This window comes from Olsenella profusa DSM 13989, assembly GCF_030811115.1.
Classification (GTDB): domain Bacteria; phylum Actinomycetota; class Coriobacteriia; order Coriobacteriales; family Atopobiaceae; genus Olsenella_F; species Olsenella_F profusa.
The window spans coordinates 1,502,470-1,519,689 of the sequence record NZ_JAUSQK010000001.1 but is presented as its reverse complement, the minus strand read 5'-3'; the positions used below and the strand labels follow the sequence as shown (position 1 = coordinate 1,519,689).

The 17,220-nt window shown below is 65.3% G+C and carries 17 protein-coding genes; 4 read left to right on the top strand and 13 right to left on the bottom strand.

Annotated elements, in window-relative coordinates; genetic code table 11:
- Positions 1-151 precede the first annotated feature (151 nt).
- The 8 genes from tmk to J2S71_RS06985 all read right to left on the bottom strand — a co-directional run bounded on the left by tmk (position 152) and on the right by J2S71_RS06985 (position 8,559).
- Complete coding sequence (gene tmk, locus J2S71_RS07020; protein WP_307390162.1) at positions 152-799, bottom strand: dTMP kinase; 648 nt, start codon at positions 797-799, stop codon at positions 152-154.
- On the bottom strand, positions 796-3,336 hold the full coding sequence (locus J2S71_RS07015; protein ID WP_307390159.1) for a DNA topoisomerase I: 2,541 nt from the start codon (positions 3,334-3,336) through the stop codon (positions 796-798). Before J2S71_RS07015 ends, tmk begins: the two co-directional genes overlap by 4 nt.
- A gap of 120 nt (positions 3,337-3,456) precedes the next feature.
- Positions 3,457-4,251 (bottom strand): twin-arginine translocase subunit TatC, encoded by a 795-nt coding sequence (gene tatC, locus J2S71_RS07010; RefSeq protein WP_307390157.1) that lies wholly within the window; start codon positions 4,249-4,251, stop codon positions 3,457-3,459.
- Positions 4,252-4,254: 3 nt separating this feature from the next.
- On the bottom strand, positions 4,255-4,845 hold the full coding sequence (locus J2S71_RS07005; protein WP_021725277.1) for a twin-arginine translocase TatA/TatE family subunit: 591 nt from the start codon (positions 4,843-4,845) through the stop codon (positions 4,255-4,257).
- A 30-nt stretch (positions 4,846-4,875) separates the two neighbouring features.
- Entirely contained in the window at positions 4,876-5,187 is a 312-nt protein-coding gene (locus J2S71_RS07000) for an STAS domain-containing protein (RefSeq protein WP_021725267.1), read from the bottom strand.
- A 28-nt stretch (positions 5,188-5,215) separates the two neighbouring features.
- The gene (locus tag J2S71_RS06995) at positions 5,216-6,127 is read right to left on the bottom strand and encodes a tetratricopeptide repeat protein (protein WP_021725332.1); all 912 of its coding nucleotides are present in this window, start codon (positions 6,125-6,127) and stop codon (positions 5,216-5,218) included.
- Between the two features lie 185 nt (positions 6,128-6,312).
- Complete coding sequence (locus J2S71_RS06990; RefSeq protein ID WP_307390152.1) at positions 6,313-7,611, bottom strand: aspartate aminotransferase type Ic; 1,299 nt, start codon at positions 7,609-7,611, stop codon at positions 6,313-6,315.
- A 141-nt stretch (positions 7,612-7,752) separates the two neighbouring features.
- Entirely contained in the window at positions 7,753-8,559 is an 807-nt protein-coding gene (locus J2S71_RS06985) for a Tim44 domain-containing protein (RefSeq protein WP_307390149.1), read from the bottom strand.
- 194 nt (positions 8,560-8,753) lie between these two features.
- Here J2S71_RS06985 and J2S71_RS06980 point away from each other — a divergent pair, with 194 nt between their 5' ends.
- Positions 8,754-9,035, top strand: a complete 282-nt coding sequence (locus J2S71_RS06980) for a hypothetical protein (protein ID WP_021725352.1) — start codon at positions 8,754-8,756, stop codon at positions 9,033-9,035.
- A gap of 188 nt (positions 9,036-9,223) precedes the next feature.
- Entirely contained in the window at positions 9,224-10,087 is an 864-nt protein-coding gene (locus tag J2S71_RS06975; protein ID WP_307390146.1) for a DegV family protein, read from the top strand.
- Between the two features lie 7 nt (positions 10,088-10,094).
- On the opposite strand, the gene J2S71_RS06970 is transcribed toward J2S71_RS06975, so the two are convergent.
- The 4 genes from J2S71_RS06970 to J2S71_RS06955 are packed head-to-tail and all read right to left on the bottom strand — an operon-like array spanning position 10,095 to position 12,842.
- Positions 10,095-10,796, bottom strand: a complete 702-nt coding sequence (locus J2S71_RS06970) for a 5'-methylthioadenosine/adenosylhomocysteine nucleosidase (protein ID WP_021725303.1) — start codon at positions 10,794-10,796, stop codon at positions 10,095-10,097.
- Between the two features lie 25 nt (positions 10,797-10,821).
- A complete protein-coding gene (locus J2S71_RS06965; RefSeq protein WP_307390142.1) occupies positions 10,822-11,304 on the bottom strand; it encodes an S-ribosylhomocysteine lyase in 483 nt (160 codons plus the stop codon).
- 3 nt (positions 11,305-11,307) lie between these two features.
- A complete protein-coding gene (locus J2S71_RS06960) occupies positions 11,308-12,123 on the bottom strand; it encodes a mechanosensitive ion channel family protein (RefSeq protein WP_084620809.1) in 816 nt (271 codons plus the stop codon).
- Positions 12,124-12,131: 8 nt separating this feature from the next.
- A complete protein-coding gene (locus J2S71_RS06955; RefSeq protein ID WP_307390137.1) occupies positions 12,132-12,842 on the bottom strand; it encodes a hypothetical protein in 711 nt (236 codons plus the stop codon).
- A gap of 266 nt (positions 12,843-13,108) precedes the next feature.
- On the opposite strand from J2S71_RS06955, the gene J2S71_RS06950 reads away from it, so the two are divergent.
- Together J2S71_RS06950 and J2S71_RS06945 are read left to right on the top strand one after the other, a co-directional pair.
- Positions 13,109-14,143 (top strand): SPFH domain-containing protein, encoded by a 1,035-nt coding sequence (locus tag J2S71_RS06950; RefSeq protein WP_021725300.1) that lies wholly within the window; start codon positions 13,109-13,111, stop codon positions 14,141-14,143.
- Between the two features lie 12 nt (positions 14,144-14,155).
- On the top strand, positions 14,156-14,353 hold the full coding sequence (locus J2S71_RS06945) for a type II toxin-antitoxin system antitoxin (protein ID WP_021725279.1): 198 nt from the start codon (positions 14,156-14,158) through the stop codon (positions 14,351-14,353).
- A gap of 316 nt (positions 14,354-14,669) precedes the next feature.
- Here the strand turns inward: J2S71_RS06945 and J2S71_RS06940 are convergent, their stop codons facing one another.
- Positions 14,670-17,192, bottom strand: coding sequence for an ATP-dependent helicase (locus tag J2S71_RS06940; protein WP_307390133.1), 2,523 nt, complete (start codon positions 17,190-17,192; stop codon positions 14,670-14,672).
- Positions 17,193-17,220: the final 28 nt, after the last annotated feature.

The window sequence follows — 17,220 nt, the reverse complement described above, 5'->3', positions numbered from 1 at the left end:
AGAACAGATGTACGTCCTATCTTGATCGCGCGATATGAGACACATGCCAGCCAACGCTGCAGCATCTTTCATCTTTGATTCCCAAACAAGCAAAGGGCCCTGAGATACAGGGATACCCACGCACCTATGTCAGTCTCCTCCTGCCAACATGTCACAACGGGTGGAAGTCAAGCTGCGGAAACGTATGACGGACAAGGGACGCGACATGCAGGGAGACCTCATCCTCCGAGGCGTCGGCATCCACCACCATCACGCGACCAGGCTCCATCCCCGCAAGCTCAAGATATGCATCGCGGACCCGCTCCTGAAACTGGGCCCCTTCGGCCTCAAGCCTGTCTACGCCGCCCTTGGTAGCACGACGCAACGCGAGCTGGGGGTCAAGGTCAAGAAGGAACGTGAGGTCCGGCACAAGGCCACAGCTCCCCAAGAGATTGCAGGACAGCGTGACGTCCCTGTCCACCCCTCGTCCGCCATACTGGTAGGCAAACGTGGAATCAAAGAAGCGGTCGCTCACGACGATGGCCCCCCGCTCCAGCGAGGGCTGGATTACCTGTCGCACGAGCTGGGCCCTGGACGCGTTCATGAGCAGGAGCTCGCACTCGTCTGCCATCTCGTCGCTACGGGGGTCGAGCAGGATGGCCCGTATCCGCTCGCCAATGGGCGTACCACCAGGCTCGCGCAAGAGGATGACCTCCATGCCGGCAGCCTCAAGCACATGCGCCAGACGATGCGCCTGAGTAGTCTTACCAGAGCCATCGACACCCTCGAACGTTAGGAAGATGCCACGCTCACCGCTCATGATGCGCTACCTTTTCTTGAACCCGCGCGTGACGTGCCCCCTTTGGCAGAGGTCCCCCGCTTGCTTCCACGACCGCGGGCCGGCCTCTTCTCCTTGCCCGGACAGTCCATGTTCACGCAGATGCGCCAGGGGCCCCGCGCCGTCGTGACCTCCACGATGGGGGCGCCGCAGTGGGGACAGGTCTCCCCCGTGGCGTGCAGCTCACCCCGCTGGGGCAGCGGATAGCTCACTCCGCACTCGTCGTAGTTGGTGCAGCGGATGAAGCGCTTGCCCGTCTTCTCGCTCTTGTGGGCCACGAGGTCCCCGTGGCGCCCCGCCTCCTTGCAGGCGACACACTCCCCCACCACCACATCGGGCTCGCGGTTGGTCTCGCAGGCGGGGTTGACGCACATCTCGAAGGCCTTGGAGCGGAACGGCTTGCACTTGATGCGCGGCGCGCCGCACACGGGGCACACGCCCGCCTCGCCCTCGAGGGGCTCCACCCTCACGTTGGAGGGCACGGGATAGGTGACGTCGCAGTCGGGCCAACCCATGCAGCCGATGAAGCTGCCGCGCGTCTTGGCGGAGCGCTTCATCACGAGGTCCCTGCCGCACTTGGGACATACGCCCACCTTGGCGTCGGCCGTCACGGCATCCGCGATGGCCTCGCCGAGATCCTCCTTGTGCTCGATGAGCGCGTCCACCATGCCCGCAAGCAGCGCGCGCGAGTGCGTGACGACCTGCTCCTGGGTGTCGGCTCCCTCGGCGACCTTGGTCATGTCGGCCTCGAGCTCCGCCGTCATGTCGGGCGTGGTGATGTGCGGGGCATAGGCATGCAGCGCCTCGATGACGGCCATGCCCAGCTGGCTGGGTTCCACCGGATCGTTCTTGATGTACTTCACGTCCAGGAGGCGCTGGATGATGTTGGCGCGCGTGGACTTGGTGCCCAGGCCGCGGCGCTCCATCTCCTGGATGAGACGACCCTGGCTGTAGCGCGCGGGCGGCTCCGTCTGCTTGGCCTCAAGGCCCAGGGAGACCACGTCCACCACGTCACCTTGGGCGAGCGCCGGCAGCACCTCGTCCTTGCGCTGGCCGAAGGGGTAGATGCCGCGGAAGCCCTCCTTCACGATGACGGTGCCCGAGGAGGTGAAGGGCTCATTGGCGATGTCAAGCGAGAGCTTGGTGGACTCGCTGACCGACGGCTCGGAGAGCGTGGCCAGGAAGCGGCGGGCGATGAGGTTGTAGAGGCGCCAGGCCGCACCGTCGAGACGGTCGGGGTCCGCCGCGCCCGTGGGGTAGATGGGCGGGTGGTCGGTGGTCTCCTGCTTGCCGCGGGTGGCCGTGAGCCTGCCCTTCCCGAGCAGCTCCGTGCAGCAGGGCCGGTACTGCGGGACGGCCGAGAGCGTGCGCACGCAGCCCTTGAGGTCGAGCGAGCGGGGATACACGGTGTTGTCCACGCGCGGGTAGCTGATGAGGCCGTCCATATAGAGTGACTCGGCCAGCCGCATCGTGCGTGCGGGCGAGATGCCGATGGAGGCGGCCGCGGCCTGCAGCGAGGTGGTGTTGAAGGGCGCGGGCGGCCGCGTGGTGCGGCGCTTCCTCTCCACGCCCGTCACCGTGGCAGTCGTCGCGCCCCTGACATGCGCATAGGCGACGTCCGCGGCGGCCTTGTCCTTGAAGCGCGCCGTGGTGTGCGTGGCCTTGAACACCACGTCCTCGCCGCGCTGGCCCTGGGGTGCCAGCAGGCCCGAGAGCACCCAGTAGTCCTCCGGCACGAAGGCCTCGCGCTCGCGCTCCTTCTCCACCACGAGGGCCAGCGTGGGCGTCTGCACGCGGCCGGCCGAGCGCACGTTGCCAAAGCCGCCGAAGCGCGCCATGGTGAGGTAGCGCGTGAGCACGGCGCCCCAGATGAGGTCGATGCACTGGCGGCTCTCGCCCGCATCGGCGAGGTCCTGGTCGAGCTCCACCAGGTGGGAGAAGGCATGGTCGATCTCGGCCTTGGTGAAGGCGGAGTAGCGGGCGCGCGAGACGGGGGTGCCGGGCGCCACCTCGCACATCTGGCGCAGGGCGTCCGAGCCGATGAGCTCGCCCTCGCGGTCGAAGTCCGTGCCGATGACGATGGAGTCCGCCTTCCTGGCAAGGTTCTTGAGGGCGCGGATGATGCCCTTCTCGGCGGGGAGCTTCTCCACGGGAGCCCATACCAGATAGGGCAGGCTCGGCACCTTCCAGCCCTTGATGTCGATGCCGTCCTTGAGGAAGGGCTTGCGCTTGGTATCGTACGGTGGCCGGGCCAACGTCTCCGGCACGGCGGCTGGCATCACCTCGCCCTCCGCCGTGACGGCAAACCACCCCTCCTTCTTTGAGTAGTGCAGCTCATGGGGGAAGTCGGGAGCCATGATGTGGCCCCTCAGGCCGATGGTGACCCACTCCTCCCCCTCATGCGTGAAGCGGTAGACTGGCGTGTCGTACACCTTGTCGGCCGTGGGCTTGCCAGAGGTCGAGAGCAGCCGTGCGATCTGCTGTGCGGCATCGTTCTTCTCGGTGACAACGAGCTTCAAGATCAGCTCCTTCGTGCGTGTGTTGCAGGGACGTGACTATAGCAGAGATGACAGCGCAGCCGTGGGGCGCGCCGGCACGGCAGGACCCAGACACCAAAGATGTCCCACGGCACACCGAGGTTACTCCGTCCCCTCCTCGTACCTGTGCTCCTGGTACTCCTCGCGACTCCACTTGAGAGACTCCTTGCCGTCACGCGCGACGAGCACGTAGCGAGCCACGAACAGGGCAAGCTCGTAGAGGGCGACGAGGGCCGCGAACATGAGGATCATGGTGACGGGCGAGGCGTCGGGCGTGACGATGCTGGAGATGACGAGCAGCGCCACGTAGATGTAGCGCCACTGCCCGCGGAACGTCTTGTAGGGCACGATGTGCAGGATGGACAGGTAGAAGATGATGAGCGGCAGCTGGAACGCAAAGCCAAAGCCAATCTCCAGCAGCATCATGATGTTGAGGAAGTCCTCGGCATTGGGCATGATGGCCGCAAACTCCAACGATTGCTGCACCATCCATCCGATGGCCGCGCGCTGGATGACGAAGTAGCAGAACAGCATGCCAAAGAAGAACAGGAAGACCATGGCGGCCACCGTCGGCACCACCCACTTGCGCTCGTTGGTCTTGAGCGCAGGCAGGAAGAACCCCATGACCTCCCAGATGATGATGGGCGTACAGATGATCATGCCGAAGAACAGCGCCACCTTGAAGCGGATGGTGAAGCCGCCCAGGACGCTGAACACGGTGAGGTTGGCCCCCGCAAGCTCGTCGCGCACGGGATCCATGAGCATGTCGATGAGCGTGGGCGTGGCGGCATAGACCACCACGGCCGTGATGGCGAGCGACACCACGATGATGGTGAGACGGCGCCTCAGCTCCCCCAGGTGATCCATGAGGGGCATGCGGGCTGGTCCGATGGGCATGGGCTACTCCTCCCCCTCGGTCGCCCCGGCAGGGCTGCCGTCGTCTAAGCCCATGCCGTCCGACGCGACGGGTTCGGCTCTCTCGGGCTTGAGCGCATAGAGGGCGGCGGCGCTCGTATCGGGCATGGCCTCGTGCGGCGACGCCTCCGCGGGCGCCTCATGTGGGGTGGCCGACGCAGGGGTGTCCTCAGGGGCCTGTGCGACGGCGGGCGGCTCGGGCGCGGTAGGAGCGGCACCAGCCGTCCCCTCAGCCTCCTCCTTGGCCGTGCGCTCGGCCTCGAGACGTGCCTTGCGTTCGGCGAACGTCTCGTTCGCACGCCTTGTGGGCACCGACTCGTTCTCGAGGTCCGCGTCCTCCTCCAGGGCCGCCGCACGGCGCCTGCCCTTCTCCTGGGCCTTGGGATCGGCCATGGCATCGTTCAGGGGGTCCATGACCTGGTTCTGGACGACCTCGGAGAAGCCCTCCTGAGCGTCTCGGAACTGTCTGAGCGCGCGCCCAATGGTCCTGCCCATGCCGGGCAGCTTGTCGGGCCCAAAGATCAGGAACGCAAAGAGCACGATGATCGCGAACTCGGTCTCGCCTATTCCAAACAAGTGGTACCTCCTGGCAATGAGAACCCGTCGCTACTCGATGACGCCAAGTTCCTTGGAGACCCCCAAGAGCCCCAAGACGCGGGACACGTTGGGCTGGGGATGCAGCACGTTGAACGTGCGCGAGAGCTCGCCCGCACGATGGGCGGCACCCACGAGCACGCCAATGCCCGTGGAGTCGATGTAGCTGACCTGCGAGAGTTCGACCTCGATGGATGCGGAGGGACCCTCAAGCACCCTGTTCAGCTCGTCGCGAAGATCAGATGCATTGGAGACGTCAACCTCACCCGAAACGGCAACGAGGATGCCATCGTCCTTGGGCGTACTGGATATCGATATGCTCATGACTGCTCCATTCAGTCGCATGCTACGTCTAGAACCCCACGTTGGTACCCGAGCCAGACGTCAAGGTGCCCATGAGCCCCTTGCCCGAGCCACCCGTGACGGACGGGGAGCCACCGGTGCCACCGTTGGTGTTCTGCGCGTTGATGGCCTTCAGACGCTGTTCCGCAAAGCTCTTGGCGCCATACTCGTCATCGGGGTCCGCCGCCTTCGCCTTGTTGTAGGCATCGGTGGCCTTGGTGGCATCACCTTCCCGCTCGTACACGAGGCCGAGGTTCGCCCAGGCAAGCCCGAAGTCGGGGTTGCTCTGGGTGAGCGCCTCGAGGTCGGCCTGGGCACCCGAGGCGTCACCACCATAGAGCTTGCAGAGGGCGATGTGCACGCGCACCACATCGGAATCATTGAGGGCGAGGTACTGGTTGTAGTAGTCCTGTGCCGTGGTCAGCAGGTCCTGGCTGTGCTGCTTGTCCTGGTCAGTGGTTGCGACGGTGCTTGCCTCATAGCCCCACTGCATGTAGTCGTTGCCCAGCCCCAGCAGGGTCGCCAGATTAGTGGGGTCATCACGCAGCTTGGACTCGAGGTCGCTCACGAGAGGCTGGTATCTGTCGTCCACGGCGGCGATGCCCGAAGCGGTGCCCGTGTCCGTGCCGGCGGCAGCGGACTGCTGGTCCTGGTCCTGCTGATCCTGCTGCTGGGCGTTGCGATTGCCAAAGATGCCTGCCAGGGACGGCGTCATCATCGAGACGCCCATGAGGACGGCGAAGAGGATGATGACGATCTCACGCATCCGCTTCTTCCCACCCATGCGATCGGTGAGCGTGGGCCTGAAGACCTTCTGGCCCCGTTTGTTGGTACCTTTGGCATGCGTGGCACCCTTCCTCGAAGCACTGCCTCGTGTGCGGGGCGCGGCGTTCCCTGCCTTGGGGCGCTTCCTCTTTCCCATCCTCACCACCCTTTCTCACGCTCTCGGCGCGCCATATCCACCCCTCGCGCCACCAGGAGGAGGTATGCAAAAGCCTAGGCATGCCAAGGCCCTCTGCGCAGTAACCCATCTATTCTACAGAAAGAACGCGGGTGTGCCAGTCGCCATCAGCGTGCGTTCAGAATGAGGAGAATCGACTCATCCAGCTAGAGGCGTGCCTCCCATATGAGTTGGGCCGCCACCAGCTTGACGGCAACGACGAAGACATCGAGCGCGGCCCCAAGATCCTCGAGAGAGGGGTAGGTTGGCGCAATACGGATGTTGGAGTCTGTGGGATCGTTGCCAGAGGGCCAGGTGGCGCCGGCCGGCGTGAGCTTGACACCCAGCTCGCCCATGAGGGAGACGATGCGCCTGGCCGATCCCGCCGGTCCTTCGAACGACACGAAGTAGCCGCCATGCGGATGCGTCCAGCTCGCAACGCCCAGCTCCCCCAGGCCCTCGGAGAGCCTCTGCTCGACGAGGGCGAAGCGTGGCCCCACAATGGCGGCATGCTTGGCCATGTGCGCCCTCACGCCAGCAAGGTCCTTGAGAAAGCGCACGTGTGCCAACTGGGAGAACTTCTCGGAACTCACGCGCTCGACGGCAAAGGCCGCACGGATGTCCCGGATGTCCTCGTCGTCCGCGGCAACGAAGGCGATGCCCGAGCTGGGAAAGGTCACCTTGGCCGTCGAGCCAAACTCATAGACGAGGCGGTGCGTGCCGGCATCCCTGAGCGCATCGAAGACGTTGAGCAGCCGATCGTCCTGGTCGCCAAAGCAGTGCACTACATAGGCATTGTCCCAGTAGACGCGGAAGTCGGGCGCGGCTGGGCGCAGGGCGGCAAAGCGCCGCACGACCTCGTCGGAGTAGGTGATGCCCGTGGGATTGGCGTACTTGGGCACGCACCAGATGCCCTTGACGGTGGGATCGCCCTCGACAAGCTCCTGCACCACGTCCATGTCGGGACCATCCTCACGCATGGGCACGCTCACGTTCGTGATGCCCAGGTCCTCCGTCACCCGGAAGTGCCGGTCGTAACCCGGGGCCGGACACAGCCACGTGACCTCGCCCTGCTGCCAGAAGGGTCGCCCCCCCGCCACGCCGTTGGTGAAGGCGTGTGCCACGAGGTCATGCATGAGGTTGAGGCTCGACGAGCCGGAGACCACCACGTTCTTGGCGTCCACGCCCAGCATCTCTCCCGCCAGGGCACGAGCGGAGGGCAGCCCCTCCGGCGTGCCATAGTTGTCCACGATGGCATCGCCATCGTGGAGTGGAGAGGAGGAGCTCAGGACGTCGAGCATGGGTCGGGAGAGGGCCGTCTGCTCGGGGCTGGGCTTGCCCCGCGCCATGTCGAGCGCCAGACCCTGCGCCTTGATGGCGTCCGCCCGCGCCTGAAGGTCGGCGATGCTTTGCGCAAGCTCGTCATCGGACAGTGCCTCATACGCGTTCCGCTCGGTGATGCCCATGTGCTTCCCCTCGCTTGACCCCTGCCGTCGCATCGTGCGGCGGCCCGCCACCTTCTCGTGTAGGAAGTATACTGCCCGCTCGCAGGCAGTCCATACGGAGACGGCCTTTGTCACGAAAGGGCAAGACAAGACCCCCTGGCCTCAGATCAGCCTCCCGTCCAGCAGCTGGCGACCATCCTTCTCGGAGAGGATCCTGTCAAGGACCCACGCGTCGTCCTTGCGCGTGAAGCGCCACCATTCGACGAGCTTGGCCGGTCTGGTGATGCCCCTCACGAAGTCACCCGTCTCGGTGTCCTCGATGTAGTCGACCATGTGGGACTTCATGTAGAACCAGACGCAGTCCCTGTCCTGGCCCACCTCGTCACGCATCTCGACGGGCACGACGGAGTCAAGGCGAATCTGCTTGAGGACGTCGTGCTCATGGCGCACCCTCATCCACTCCAGACGCGTCTGCCACTCCTCGAGCAGGCGATCGGAGAGATAGCGCTCCAAACCGCTCAGGTCGCCTTTGGTCCAGCCGTCCTGGAGGGCATAGAACGTCTCCTCCACGCGCCCCTTGAGCTCCTTGTAGCTCCACGAGGCATCCGCCTTGCCCGCCTGGCGTATGTCCTGCAGCGTCTCCCGCCTCCTCGCATGGAGCTTGGCCGTGAAGACGATGACCCCTCCCGCAAGCACGAAGGGAAGCGCCAGCGTGGAGAGGAGGTCGGCGACGGGATGGCCCGACGAGCCACCGTAGGACGAGGTGCCTGTGCCACTCAAGCCGCTCGAGCTTCCGCCGCCACCTCCTCCACCACCGGAGGCACCGCCGCCACCGGCAGAGGCAAGCGCCATCGTGGGCGACGGCATCATCGTATGCGTCGACCCTGTACCCACGGGAGCAAGGGCCAGCAGCGTGCCGAGGACGATGACCGACGTGACAAGGGCGCACAGGGCATGGATACGCTTCATGGGAGTCCTATCAACGGAGATGCGGAACCATCCTACCATCAGCCCGTGCGCAGTGACGCATCGGCACATCATGGCTCCCGTGGATGACCCGCCCCTTTCCACCGAAAGGTTCGACGACGAGGAAGGCGAGCCGAAGGGTCTGGGGTACCATCGACCACATGAGACACGAAGACGATCACACGCGCAGGCCATCGATGGGCGCCTCACCCTCCCCCTACGTGCCGGCCCCCGAGCATGGTGACCTCCAGCGCCTTATCGAGGAGGTGTTCGAGGCCGCCGAGGGACCCAGGGGGGCCAGGACCGTGTCCAAGCTCGACCTGCTCATGCGCGCGGACATCGATGACCTCTCGGATGACCTCCGCGAGGTCATCGACCTCATGCCAGGCGGACGCTTCGAGCGCCGTCGCCTCTGCGACCAGATGAACTCCATCATCACCGCACATGGCTGGGCCTACGCGTACGGCACGGTGGAATAGCGCCGGCCCCAGACTCGGCCACCTGTTCGCCCGCACCCTGCTGCGTGACACGCACCCTCCGTTCCAGCGGTCTCCTGACGCCTGACCTGCGCGGCGCCAGTCGCACGGCACACGCATACGGCCCGATCACATTTGCGACCAACTGTGCCATGATGGGTCAGACAGGCGTGGACGTCCCTGGAGGAACCATGAACGAGCAGCGCATTGCGATCATCACCGACTCCGGCACGGACACGGGAGCCACGTTCTGCCGCAAGCATGATGTGCGCGTGCTGCCCCTGCGCATCAACTACTCCAATGGTGACACCTACAGAAGTGGCGTCGACATCGATAGCCATGAGGTCATCAGGCGCTTTGGCGAGGAGGTTCCCACCACATCCCTCCCCTCGCCGGACGAGATCCTGGAGACGTTGCGACAGGCCAAGCGTGACGGCTACGAGCGCGCCGTCATCATCACCATCGCCAGCGCCCTCTCCGCAACCAATCAGACGGCGCAGCTGATGGCGGAGCAGATGGATGACTTCCCCTGCCTGGTGTTCGACACCAGGAACATCGGCATGGTGGCCGGCATGGTGGTCATGCGCGCCGTGGAATACGTGGAGGGGGGCGTCCCCTTCGAGGGGCTCGAGGACCGCCTGCGGGAGGATGCCCGGCGGACCAGCATCTTCTTCGCCGTGAAGTCCCTCGACTATCTGTACAAGGGCGGACGCATCAGCGCCGCCATCTATCGCGTGGGAAGCGTGCTCAACATCAAGCCCGTGCTCACCTGCGACGAGAACGGCGCCTACGTGATCGCCAAGAAGGCGCACGGTTGGGACCGCGCGCTGGGCACGCTCGTGAGGTCCGTCGCGCTCAAGGCCAATCGCTTCACCCACGTACGTCTCGCCATCTGTTGCACCGAGGTCACGCGCCATATGCGCGAGGAGCTCGAGAGGCACATCCGCAAGGCGGTCAACGCCCACATCGACTGCCTCCTCTATCACGACCTCAAGCCCGACCTCATCGTGCACACGGGACCGGACCTGGTGGGCATGGGCGTTCAGGGCCTCTAGGGGCGTCCTAGGCCTTGAGCAGCGAGACCATGCATCCCACGATCTGGGCGCAGTGGCGGGCCGCCACCCTCTCGAAGGCAGCATAGTCCATGGTGGAGGTGCCGTCCGCCCTGTCGCTGATGGCACGAATCACCACGAAGGGCAGTCCGTTCACGTAGGCGGCATGCGCGATGGCGGCACCCTCCATCTCGGCACAGCGCGCCCGGAAGACTGCGGTGATGCGCTCGCGTTGGTCTCCCCCCGCGATGAACTGGTCCCCCGAGGCCACGCGCCCCTCGAACGCGCGCACGTCGGGCGCCGCCTGCGCGACCGCCCGTATGGCCGTCTCGCGCAGCGTGCCATCCGCAGGAAAGGCCAGCACGTCAAAGCCAGGAACCTGACCTGGGGCGTATCCCAGGGGCGAGACGTCGTAGTCATGCTCGACGGCGTCGGTGGAGACCACGATGTCTCCGATGCCGATGGCAGAGTCCAGCGAACCAGCCACGCCCGTGTTGATGACGCAGGTGATCCCAAAGAGGTCGGTGAGCACCTGCACGCAGAGGGCTGCGTTCACCTTGCCCACACCGCACTTGACCACCACGGCAGGGACTCCCTCAAGCCTGCCCTCGCAGAACTCCATGCCACCATGCGTGGTGACGGAGGTGTCCGTGAGCTGCCGCTTGAGATAGGAAACCTCGACGTCCATTGCGCCAATGATGCCAATCTTCATGTATGTCCTCCTCGACGGCGCGCCGTCAGCGCGTGGGATAGGTCATGTGCGCCTCGTCAATGCCCTGCAGGGTATGGTACAGATAGCGACGCGCCCACCATTGGGCCTGCATGAGGTCACTGTCGTGCCAGTTGCCACACTCCCGTGGACGGGCGCCCGGCACCTCGCCCTCGAAGGACGCAACGAACTCAAAGAGGCGCGTGACGAGCGACGTCACGTCCTGGGGCGCCACATCACCAAAGAGAAGCAGATAGAAGCCCGTGCGACAGCCCATGGGGCCAAAGTAGACCACGCGCTCGGACCATTCGGCATCGTTGCGCAGGAAGGTGGCGCCCAGATGCTCGATGGCATGGACGGCGGCCGTGTCCATGACCGGCTCGCGGTTGGGTGCCGTCAGGCGCAGGTCGAAGGTCGTCACATCCACTCCTTGCCACGAGTCGACGCGGCTCACGTACACACCGGGTTCCAGGCGCAGGTGGTCAATGGTAAAGCTGGCGATCTTCTCCATGTTCTAGCCTCCCTTGCTTTGCAGGTCCGCAGCGGGCTGGAAGGCCTCGAGGACCATCCAGCTGCGGTTGGCGAGCTCGCGCACCATCAGGTCGCGTGCAATGGCAACGATCTGCTCGTTCTTCAGGTGGAAGTGCGCGGTGGCCACCAGACAGTCCGGACGGATCTGATCAAAGATCACGCTTGTGGCAAGGGCGGGGTCGAGCGTGTCGGCAAGCACGCGCTTGCCCGCCTCGATGACATCCGCCTCGACGGCGTCCAGCTGGGCGTCACGGCGGACGTAGAGGGTCAGCGCGCAGTCCCCGGCATCCCAGGCGGTACGGCGCGTCAGGGCCGACGTATTGAGCACGGAGTTGGGAATGACCTGCTCGGTCCCATTGCGCATGCTCACGATGGTATGACGCCAGGTGACGTCCGTCACGGTGCCCGTGAACGTGCCAATGGTGACCTCGTCGCCCGGCTGCACGACCTTGCCCAGCATGAGTCCCAGACCAGACACGATGTTGGAGACCGTCGCCTGCAGGCCGAACGAGATGACCACGGAGCCAACGCCCAGGGCGGCGACAAAGCCGGTGGGACTCACACCAAAGACTGGCTGCATGACCACGAGCAGCGCAATGGCCCAGAGGATCCCACGCATGATGTTGATGAAGATGGTGGCCGATGGCAGATTGGAACGGTCGAACGCCCTGTGCATGCCCCGCACAAGCGCCTTCTGCACAACCAAGGCGATGATGACCACGACACCCAGATAGATGATGCGGCTGAGCAGGTCGGTGGCCGTCATGCCCAAGATGGTCATATGAGTCAGCCCATCCATGCGCGTCCCTAGCCCTCGCGCCGAGCGGAGACGAGCAATGCGGGCGCGAGCCCTGCGATGGAGGCGAGCTGCAGTGCCATGTCCTTCCACAGGGGCAGGCGATCGGGGATGTCCTCCATGTATACGAGTCGGTTGATCAGCATCGTCCGGATCTCCGGGTCAGTCGTGCCCAAGGCGGCGTTGGCGCCCTGCACGAGTACGAAGGCAAGGATGCCCGCAAGGACGCTCACGCCCACGGCGCGTGGCCATGCGAAGCTCCGGGCATCGACCTCGCCATCGCCCAGAGCCTCCGTCACCATCCAGAGCACGAGCATGGTCAGGAAGGGCGTGAGGAACCAGCCCACCGCCTGCAGCGCCAATCCGGGAATGACCATGGAGACGTCCACGCCCATAAGCCGAGGGCCGAGGCGCGAGAGCTCCGTGCCCGGCTCGAGGCCCAGCACCACGCCAAGGACGACCAGCAGGACGATGCCCCTCGCACCCCGCGGCAGAAGCCTCGTGCGCGAGGAGGCGGCAAAGGACAGGACACAGAGGGCACAGATCCAGAACGCGCCTGCCGCCACCTTGAGCAGGAGGGCGTTCTGGGTGCCCACGACGGCCATGATGGGGTCGCCCTTGCCCAGTGTGCCCATGACCACGGACCACACGATGGAGAGAGCCACCACTACCAGCGGCCTGCTCACACCGCTCCCTTGCCGTGCCTTGGTGGAAGATGCCATCTCGCTCCTCAGGTTGCCTCATAGGTCACGCGCACCAGTGTAGGACTGGCACACCCCCGTTGGGTACCGCCCACACTCTCCCCATGACATCCTCGCGAAGGGACAGCCGACGATATGGGCCAGAAGCGCTGCCAATCCCCTCATCCCCTTGCACACAAACCAATCTGATATCATAATGGCCTCACATACGAGACGGCGCGGACCCGCCGCACCAGGGGGGCGGCGCGCCTCCAAGGACAGGTGGCCCCACGAGGAAAGGACACGCCATGAGCACCATCGAGAGCACCCCCACCGAGACGGACAACGTCGAGCGCAAGCTCAAGGCTCCCTCCGGGTGGGCCATGCTGCTGGTAGCCCTCGTCACCCTCGCGCTGGCGATCGCCACCCTGGTCGGCTTCATCATGACGGTGGCGAGCCTCCCCTACGAGGACGCCCCCCTGCCGTCCGTGGGCGTGGCACAGCTCCTGGGCTTTCTTGTGCTGACCGCCCTCCTGCTCGTCATGTGCAACGGATTCTTCACCATACAGCCCGGACAGGCGCGGGTCTGCGTGCTCTTTGGCAGGTACGTGGGAACCGTCCGTGACGAGGGCCTGCACTGGGCCAACCCGTTCTTCTCGCGCAGCCTGGGGCGCACGAGCGACAACGACGCACCCTCCCCATTCGTCAAGGGCATCCCCGCCGCGAAGGGCCACATGCACGGCTCCAAGGTGTCGCTGCGCGCCCGCACGCACGAGGGCGAGCGCATCAAGGTCAACGACAGGATGGGCAATCCCATCGAGATAGCGACCGTCGTGGTATGGCACGTGGCCGACACCGCCAAGGCCATCTTCAACGTGGACGACTATGAGAGCTACGTCTCTATGCAGGTGGAGACGGCCCTACGCCATGTGGCGAGCATCTACGCCTACGACCACATGGAGGACGACGATAGGGCCACGACCATCACCCTGCGCTCCAACATCGAGGAGGTGTCGGACTCCCTGAGGCGCGAGCTCTCCCGCAAGCTCGGCATCGCCGGCATCGCCGTGGACGACGCACACCTCACCCACCTGGCCTATGCACCCGAGATCGCCCAGGCGATGCTCCGCCGCCAGCAGGCCGATGCCATCATCGCCGCGCGCAAGAAGATCGTCGAGGGCGCCGTGAGCATGGTGGACATGGCCCTCTCGCAGCTCTCGGACGAGGGCATCGTGGACTTCGACGACGACCGCAAGGCCGTCATGGCATCCAACCTCATGGTGGTCCTCTGTGGCGAGTCCGAGGCCCAGCCCGTTGTCAACACCGGCTCGCTCTACCAGTAGGCGCAGGGTGCCATGCCGGCACGCAAGCAATACCCGCTGCGCATAGACCCTGCGGTCTGGGATGCCATAGAGCTCTGGGCCAAGGATGACATGCGCAGCGCGAACGCCCAGGTGGAGTGGATCCTGCGCGATGCGCTCAGGCGTGCGGGGCGGATAGGGGACAAGGACGCGACAAGAGAGCGCGGAAATGCCTCAGGCGACACGCCCTAGGCGGCTACCCCTCATCCTCGTACCCACCGGCAGCGTCTCATTCCTCGTCCCCATGCGACCACGAACCCTGCAACCGCAACGCGCCTGATACACTCCCTATGCTACCTGCCGTTTAGAAGGCCTCATCCACCGCATCTAGAGTCCCGGCCTCTCCCTCATTGCTCGCAACCACACCCATAAAGGGCAGCTCCCCCCTCGCGAGACTCGATGTCCTTTCATGGTAACTAGCCCAAGACCATACGTTTCGCCTGTTTCGGCAGACGCATCCTCAGACACGAGGTCACATCACCGATGGGAGGGTCCAAGACCAGAGCCTCTACCCCTCGATCCTGACGATGGGGGCAAAGCCCCTCATGAGCTTCTTGGTCTTGCCCGTGCGCGAGAAGTAGACCTCGATGGTGTCACCCGAGGCCGCCCTCACCACACCGGGGCCGAAGGTCTTGTGCGAGACCTTGTCACCGGGAGCGAAGCTCTCGGCCGCCTTGGCAGCGTCCTTGCGGATGGGGACGGAACGCTGTACGGTGGGCCCACCACCCGTGGAGCGCGTGCGCGAGCCAAAGACGTTGCCGCCATAGACCTCCGAGCCCCTGCCCGAGCCATAGGTTCCGTGGCGGTCGCCCCGCTTGGCCCAACCCACGCCCGTGAGGCCCGAGGAACCCACGCCGATGGCCGTGACGTCCGCCTCGGGGATCTCGTTGAGAAAGCGGCTGCGCGGGTTGGTCTGCACGGAGCCAAACACGTGGCGCGTGGAGGCATAGGTGAGGTAGAGGCGCTCCTCCGCACGCGTGATGGCCACATAGGCCAACCGGCGCTCCTCCTCGACGCTAGCGGGGTCATCCTCCTTGCCGCGGTGTGGGAAGATACCCTCCTCCATGCCCGCGACGAAGACCACGGGAAACTCCAGGCCCTTGGCGGAGTGCACCGTCATCATCGTGATGGCGCTCGACTCACCCGAGAGGGAGTCGAGGTCGGAGCGAAGGGCCAGCCACTCCATGAAGGCGGGAAGCTTCTCGGCGGCCACGGGCGGGACCTCTGGCTCCACCGCCACGGATGCGGCAGGCGCTGTCCCAGCCCCATCGAGGGCGCCCGCCTCGCGCAGCTGCTGCAGCGACTCGAGCGTTGCGGCAGCGTCATCATGAGACTCGTCGAACTCTTGTGCCACCGAGAAGAACTCGCGGATGTTCTCGATGCGGCCGTCGGCCTCCACGCTCTGCTCGGCCTCCAAGGCGCGGACGAGGCCGGCCTTGTCCACGATCAGCTCCACCACACGGGCGAGCTCGCCCGCATAGTGACGTGCCGCCTCGATGGTGCCCGTGAACTCGGCCAGGCCAGTCTGCACCTTGGCACCCACGATGCCCGGCTCCGCGATGCACGCCTCCGCCGCCTCGAAGAGGGAGAGGCCCATCTCGGCAGCATAGGCCTGCACCTTGCGGATGGACGTGGTGCCGATGCCGCGGCGCGGCGTGTTGACCACACGCAGGGCGCTGACGTCGTCGTTGGGATTGACGACCAGCTTGAGGTAGGCCATCACGTCGCGTATCTCCGCGCGGTCGAAGAAGCGCGTGCCGCCCACGATCTTGTAGGGCACCCCTGCGCGCAGGAACATGTCCTCGAGGATGCGCGACTGCGCGTTGGTGCGATAGAACACGGCCACATCATCGTAGCTGGTGCCTGCGTCGTGGAGCCTCTCGATCTCCGCACCGATCCAGCGCCCCTCGTCCCGCTCGTCGGCCGCCTGGAACACCTGGACCCTCTCGCCGTCACCGCGGTCGGTGAACAGGCGCTTCTCCTCGCGGCATGCGTTGTGGCGCACCACGGCGTTGGCGGCATTGAGGATATGACCGAAGGAGCGGTAGTTCTGCTCGAGCTTGACCACCACGGCCTCGGGATAGTCGCGCTTGAAGTTGAGGATGTTGGTGATGTCCGCACCACGCCAGCTGTAGATGGACTGGTCGTCATCGCCCACCACCATGAGGTTCCGGTACTTGCCGGCCAAGAGGTTGGTGATCGCATACTGCACGGCATTGGTGTCCTGATACTCGTCCACACTGACCTGGCGAAAGCGCTCCTGGTAGCGCTCGAGCACCTCGGAATGCCTGGAGAGCAGCTCGAACGCCTTGATGAGCAGGTCGTCGAAGTCCATGGCGTTGGCCTTCTCCAGGCGGCGCTGCAGCACATGGTAGACGCGGGCGGCGGCGCGCGTGGGGGGCGTGTTGGCCTGGGCGTCGAGGTCGTCCGGCAGCACCAGGGCGTTCTTGGCCTGGCTGATCAGGGAGCGGATGGCGGGCAGCGGGAACTGTCGGGGATCTATGTCAAGATCGCTCATGATGGACTTGACCAGGCGCTTCGAGTCATCGTCATCGTAGATGGTGAAGGTTGGCGTGTAGCCGAGCAGCCCTGCGTCCTCGCGCAACATGCGCACGCACATGGCATGGAAGGTGCACACCCACATGCCACGCGTGCCGGCGGGGAGCAACGCGTTCAGGCGCTCGCGCATCTCGGCGGCCGCCTTGTTGGTAAACGTGATGGCCAGCACCTGCCAGGGTCGCACGCCCTCGTCGGCAATCATGTGCGCGATGCGGTAGGTGAGCACTCGCGTCTTGCCCGAGCCAGCCCCCGCGAGCACCAACAGCGGGCCATGCGTGGTCTCGGCCGCCTGGCGCTGGGCGGGGTTGAGGCCCGCAAGGTCAACGGCAGGGGATGCCGTCGCCTGGTGCGCCGTGGGGCGCGAGGCCACGGGTCGCGGCACGACCGGACTAGGGACAGGCGTCGATGCTGGTGCCGAGGCTGCCCGCCCGGTCGCGAACAGGCTCTGCTGGAATTCGTCGAAGCTGGGCATACGTCCCCCTGGAATCTGGTTGTACCCG